The sequence below is a fragment of the Streptomyces sp. NPDC059567 genome (assembly GCF_042735655.1).
GTDB lineage: Bacteria > Actinomycetota > Actinomycetes > Streptomycetales > Streptomycetaceae > Streptomyces.
On sequence record NZ_JBHWBS010000049.1, the window covers coordinates 49,234 to 53,976 of the forward strand.

At 69.2% G+C, this 4,743-nt stretch carries 6 protein-coding genes and 1 rRNA gene; all 7 read right to left on the reverse strand.

Annotation, left to right across the window (positions count from 1 at the left end; genetic code table 11):
• Window positions 1-59: 59 nt before the first annotated feature.
• Entirely contained in the window at window positions 60-158 is a 99-nt protein-coding gene (locus ACFVZW_RS21910; protein WP_003948845.1) for a 30S ribosomal protein bS22, read from the reverse strand.
• 132 nt (window positions 159-290) lie between these two features.
• Window positions 291-500 (reverse strand): helix-turn-helix domain-containing protein, encoded by a 210-nt coding sequence (locus tag ACFVZW_RS21915; RefSeq protein ID WP_158988220.1) that lies wholly within the window; start codon window positions 498-500, stop codon window positions 291-293.
• Window positions 501-628: 128 nt separating this feature from the next.
• Window positions 629-1,444: a phosphatase gene (locus tag ACFVZW_RS21920; protein WP_384523696.1), complete on the reverse strand. Its 816-nt coding sequence runs from the start codon at window positions 1,442-1,444 to the stop codon at window positions 629-631.
• 87 nt (window positions 1,445-1,531) lie between these two features.
• Window positions 1,532-2,710 (reverse strand): acetoin utilization protein AcuC, encoded by a 1,179-nt coding sequence (locus ACFVZW_RS21925; RefSeq protein ID WP_384523708.1) that lies wholly within the window; start codon window positions 2,708-2,710, stop codon window positions 1,532-1,534.
• Window positions 2,679-3,893 carry an MFS transporter gene (locus ACFVZW_RS21930; protein ID WP_384523698.1) on the reverse strand — a complete coding sequence of 405 codons (1,215 nt, stop codon included), beginning with the start codon at window positions 3,891-3,893 and terminating at the stop codon, window positions 2,679-2,681. The genes ACFVZW_RS21925 and ACFVZW_RS21930 overlap by 32 nt, the downstream gene beginning before the upstream one ends.
• Window positions 3,894-3,936: 43 nt before the next feature.
• Window positions 3,937-4,584 (reverse strand): HAD family hydrolase, encoded by a 648-nt coding sequence (locus tag ACFVZW_RS21935; RefSeq protein WP_384523700.1) that lies wholly within the window; start codon window positions 4,582-4,584, stop codon window positions 3,937-3,939.
• Between the two features lie 68 nt (window positions 4,585-4,652).
• Window positions 4,653-4,743, reverse strand: a 5S ribosomal RNA gene (rrf, locus tag ACFVZW_RS21940); the annotation flags it as partial.

The window sequence follows — 4,743 nt, forward strand, 5'->3', positions numbered from 1 at the left end:
CCACCGGAACGGTGGGGGGCCACGCTCGACGCACAAACAGCCGTCGTTACAGCCGTCGCTTACTTCTTGTTGCGACGCTGAACGCGGGTGCGCTTGAGCAGCTTGCGGTGCTTCTTCTTGGCCATCCGCTTGCGCCGCTTCTTGATAACAGAGCCCACGACTACCCTCGCTCACTTCTCTTCACTCGGTGCGGGGCGTCTGGGCCCACACGACCTACGAGGGCTTAGCCTACCGGCCCGAGCGCCGCACTTGTAATCCGAGGGGCGGACTGGCTCCCGACCGCGCGCCCTCTACGCGGTCTCCACCCCCACGAAAGACTCCCTGAGGTACTCGTGAACCGCCTGTTCCGGGACCCGGAAGGACCTGCCCACCCGGATCGCCGGCAGATGACCGCTGTGCACCAAGCGGTACACGGTCATCTTCGACACTCGCATCACCGAGGCGACTTCCGCCACGGTCAGAAACTTGACCTCGTTGAGAGGTCGATCGCCAGCAGCCATGACCCACCTGTACCTTCCGCACACGACGCCCACCGGCTTCCCCTCCGGTGACCCTGCGTCGCTGTGCGCTCACGCTCCAGACTAGGGGCGTGTGGTACGAGTGGGGAAGAGGAGCAGCCATCGGCCGTTTACCGTGACAGACTCGCTCGATTGAGTACATAGCGAGTAAGCGGCCGGTAGTAATCGGACCGCACCCCGTCATCAAGCGGAACGGCCACGGAGACCTGCCCCTCCGCCTCACCGACGAACAGCGCGGGATCGTCCGTATCCGCCAGACCGATGGCCTCGAAACCCAGCTGACCTGCACCGCAGACCCAACCGTGGTCCCCGACGACAAGCTCGGGGAGCGGCCAGCCACCCTGCACGGCACCCTCGAGAGCGACCCTAACCGGCAGCGGCGAGTGGGTGTGCGCCCCCGTCTCACGCCCGGTTCCCGGCAGACCCGGTTCTCGCACCAACGCGACACCGCGTACGTAGTCGAGGGTGTACGTGCGTAGACCGAACCGGGTCGTTATGTCGACACATCGCCCCTGCGCGGGTGTGAGAACAAGACATCCCGCCGCCGACAAAGCGTCTGCGAGCCCGGCGTAGAACCCGAGCAAACGGTGCGGATGCCCCGTTCCGAACAACACCGGAGCCCGCCGTCCCGCCGCCTCACCCAGCCGCGCGGCGAACGCGTCGAGCCCGCCCAACGTCCGCTCCGGATCGATGACATCGGGCCCCGAACGGTGCGCCGGATCCCTCGACACCCCGCACTTGTCGGCCATCAGCCGTAACAACTCGCCCTCGCCCCACCCCCACTCGGGGTCGAGCCCCAGCATCACCCGCGGATCCCGCGCGGCGAACAGCCGGTAGCTCCGCAGGCTCTCCTCCCGCGAGGTCGCCACCGTCCCCGCCAACCCCGCCGCCAACAAATGCGCCCGCAACGCCCCGGTACTCAGCACCCCATCGATGCTGCCCGAGCCGACCCGACAGCGGGTCAGAACACCTGGGAGACCCCACAGTTGGCGTAACCACAGAACACCGGGGTCCTACGGCAGCAGCCCCCTGAGCGGAAAGGCCGCCCGCCGCGTCGCCAGGATCGCCTGGTCCAGCCGGTCCGCCGGGTCGTACCCCTCCTCCCAGTCCCGCCAGCCCACCGGCCACCGGCCGTCCGTCATCCGCATCGGCCCCGGCTGCCGCGTCCGCGCGTACACCAGATCCCGCCAGGACGACGGAATCACCGACTCGGGATCGACCTCCGCATGCCCGGCGATCCCCACCAGATGCGTCCACGACCGCGGCACCACGTCCACCACCGCGTACCCGCCGCCACCCAGCGCGACCCACTTCCCGCCGTCCACATGCGCATGCGCGAGCTCATGGCAGGCCACCTGCACCGCCCGCTGCGCGTCCAGCGACACCGCCAGGTGCGCCAGCGGATCCTCGAAATGCGTGTCCGCGCCGTGCTGCGTCACCAGCACCTGCGGCCGGAAATCCGCCAGCAGCTCCGGTACGACGGCGTGGAAGGCCCGCAGCCACCCCGCGTCCCCGGTCCCCGCCGGCAGCGCCACATTCACCGCGGAACCCTGCCCGGCACCGGTGGCACCCGTCTCCTCCGGCCACCCCGTCTGCGGGAACAGCGTCCGCGGATGCTCATGCAGCGAGATCGTCAGAACCCGCGGATCCTCCCAGAACGCCGCCTGCACCCCGTCCCCGTGGTGCACGTCCACATCCACGTACGCGACCCGCTCCGCACCCAGCTCGAGCAGGCGGGCGATGGCCAACGACGCGTCGTTGTAGATGCAGAACCCGGACGCGCTCCCCGGCATCGCGTGATGCAGCCCGCCGGCGAAGTTCACCGCATGGGCGGCCTCGCCGCGCCACACCGCCTCAGCCGCACCCACCGACTGTCCGGCGATCAGCGCGGACGCCTCGTGCATCCCGGCGAAGGCCGGATCATCCACCGTCCCGAGCCCGTACGACTGATCCGCCGCCCTCGGATTCTCCGAAGCGGCCCGCACCGCGGCCACATAGTCCTCACGGTGCACCAGCCGCAGCGTCGAATCCCCCGCGGGCTTCGCCGCCACCACGTCCACGGCCCGATCGAGCCCGTACGCCCGCACCAACCCCATGGTCAGCGCGAGCCGTACCGGATCCATCGGATGCTCGGACCCGAAGTCGTACCCCGTGACAGCTTCATCCCACATCAACAGTGCGCGGCCGCTCATGCCCGCCACCGTATCGGGCCGGTTGAGAACCGAACGACGTGGCATACGCCACCGTCACCAGGACCAGCACCATCGGCACCAGCATCGCCCCCCGGTAGCTCCAGGCGTCCCCGAGCGCCCCCACCAACGGGGACCCGATCAGGAACCCCACATAGTTGAAGACGTTCAGCCGGGCCACGGCCGCGTCGCTCGCCCCGGGGAACAACCTGCCGGCGGCGGCGAAGGTCTGCGGCACGATCACACTCTGCCCGAGCCCGAGCACGGTGAACCCGGCCATCCCCACCCACGCCCCGGGCGCCACCGCCACGACCGCGAACCCGAGCGCGGCCAGCACGGCCCCGCCCCGCACGACCATGGCCGCCCCCAGCCGCCGCACTCCGAAGTCACCCACCGCCCGCCCGAGCAGCGTGGTGACCATGTACGCGTTGTACGGCACGGTCGCCAGCTCCTCCGAACTGCCCAGCACGTCCTGGAGGTACTTGGCACTCCAGTTGGAGACGGTCGAGTCCCCGATGTACGCGAACGTCATGACGAGACACAGCGGCAGCAGCAGCTTGAAGGAAACCCCCACGCCGCCCTTCGTCTCCCCGCCCCCGGGCAGCTCCGCACCATCGGCCGGCGCCACCCCCGGCGTGTACCACCGGCTGCCGACGAGCGCGGCAGGCAACAGGACTGCCACCACCGGCAGATACGAGACGAACAGCGGCAGATGCCAGTGCGCACCCGCCCACGCCAACGAGGCACCCGCGATCCCGCCCAGGCTGTACGCGGCGTGGAAACCGAGCATGATGCTCCGCCCGTACGCCCGCTGCAGGCTGACCCCGAGCATGTTCATCGACGCGTCCAGCGCACCGACCGCGAGCCCGAAGACCCCGAGCGCGACGGCGGCCTGCCACAGCTCGCTCCCCGCGCCGACCCCGAGCAGCGCCAGCAGGACGAGCGGCTGCGCCCACCGCAGCACCACTCCCGGCCCCACCCTGGCCACCACCTTCTCGGTGCCCACACTGGCCACACCGGCCAGGATCGGCACGGCGGCCAGGAAGACGGGCAGCAGCCCGTCCGAGATCCCGTACCGGTCCTGGATCGCCGGTATTCGGGTCACAAGGAGCGCGAACGTCACTCCCTGCACGAAGAAACTGACCGCCAGGGATCCCCGCCCACGCCGCAACCGCGCATCCGTCATGGCGGCACAGCGTAGGACCCGGGTCTACCCATGGGTAGATGGATCACCTGCCCAATATCGCCGGCAGCTCGTCCATTCTGCCGAAGTACCCGGTGGCGCCCGCGAGCTTCTCCTGGGACGTCATCGCCGTGAACCCGTACACGTCCATCCCGGCCGCAAGCGCCGCCTGGACCCCGAGCGGGCTGTCCTCGACCACGACGCACCGCTCGGGCGTCACCCCCATCTGCTCAGCGGCGTAGAGGAACAGGTCGGGCGACGGCTTGCCGCGCCCGACGTCCTCGGAGCTGAAGATGTTCTCGTCCCGGAACCAGACGTCGAGCCCGGCCTTCCGGTGCCCGACCCGGATCCGCTCATGGCTGCCCGAGGAGGCCACACAGTACGGAACTCCGTCGTCGACGAGCCCCTTGAGCACGTCCCCGGCCCCCGGCACGGCCTCCAACTCCCGCTGGAAGGCGGCGAAGACCCGCCCGTGGAACGTCTCGTCGAACTCCGCCGGCAAGCGCTGCCCGGTCCGTTCCTCGACCAGCTCATGGATGCGGTGCATCGCGGACCCCATGTAGTCCCGCACGGACTCCTCGTACGTGGTGGGGTGCCCGACCTCCGTCAGATAGCCGGCCAACAGCTTGTTGGAGATCGGCTCGCTGTCCACAAGCACACCGTCGTTGTCGAAGATCACCAGGTCGTAGCGCATGGGCTCCAGTTTAGAACGCAAAAATGCCTCAACCCCCGGACAGAGTCCGGGGGTTGAGGCTAAAGATTGTTCGGCGGCGTCCTACTCTCCCACAGGGTCCCCCCTGCAGTACCATCGGCGCTGAAAGGCTTAGCTTCCGGGTTCGGAATGTAACCGGGC

Coding starts and splice junctions, on each gene's coding strand:
- ACFVZW_RS21915 (WP_158988220.1), bottom strand. CDS start 500: ATGGCTGCTGGCGATCGACCTCTCAACGAGGTCAAGTTTCTGACCGTG.
- ACFVZW_RS21925 (WP_384523708.1), bottom strand. CDS start 2,710: ATGAGCGGCCGCGCACTGTTGATGTGGGATGAAGCTGTCACGGGGTAC.
- ACFVZW_RS21930 (WP_384523698.1), bottom strand. CDS start 3,893: ATGACGGATGCGCGGTTGCGGCGTGGGCGGGGATCCCTGGCGGTCAGT.
- ACFVZW_RS21935 (WP_384523700.1), bottom strand. CDS start 4,584: ATGCGCTACGACCTGGTGATCTTCGACAACGACGGTGTGCTTGTGGAC.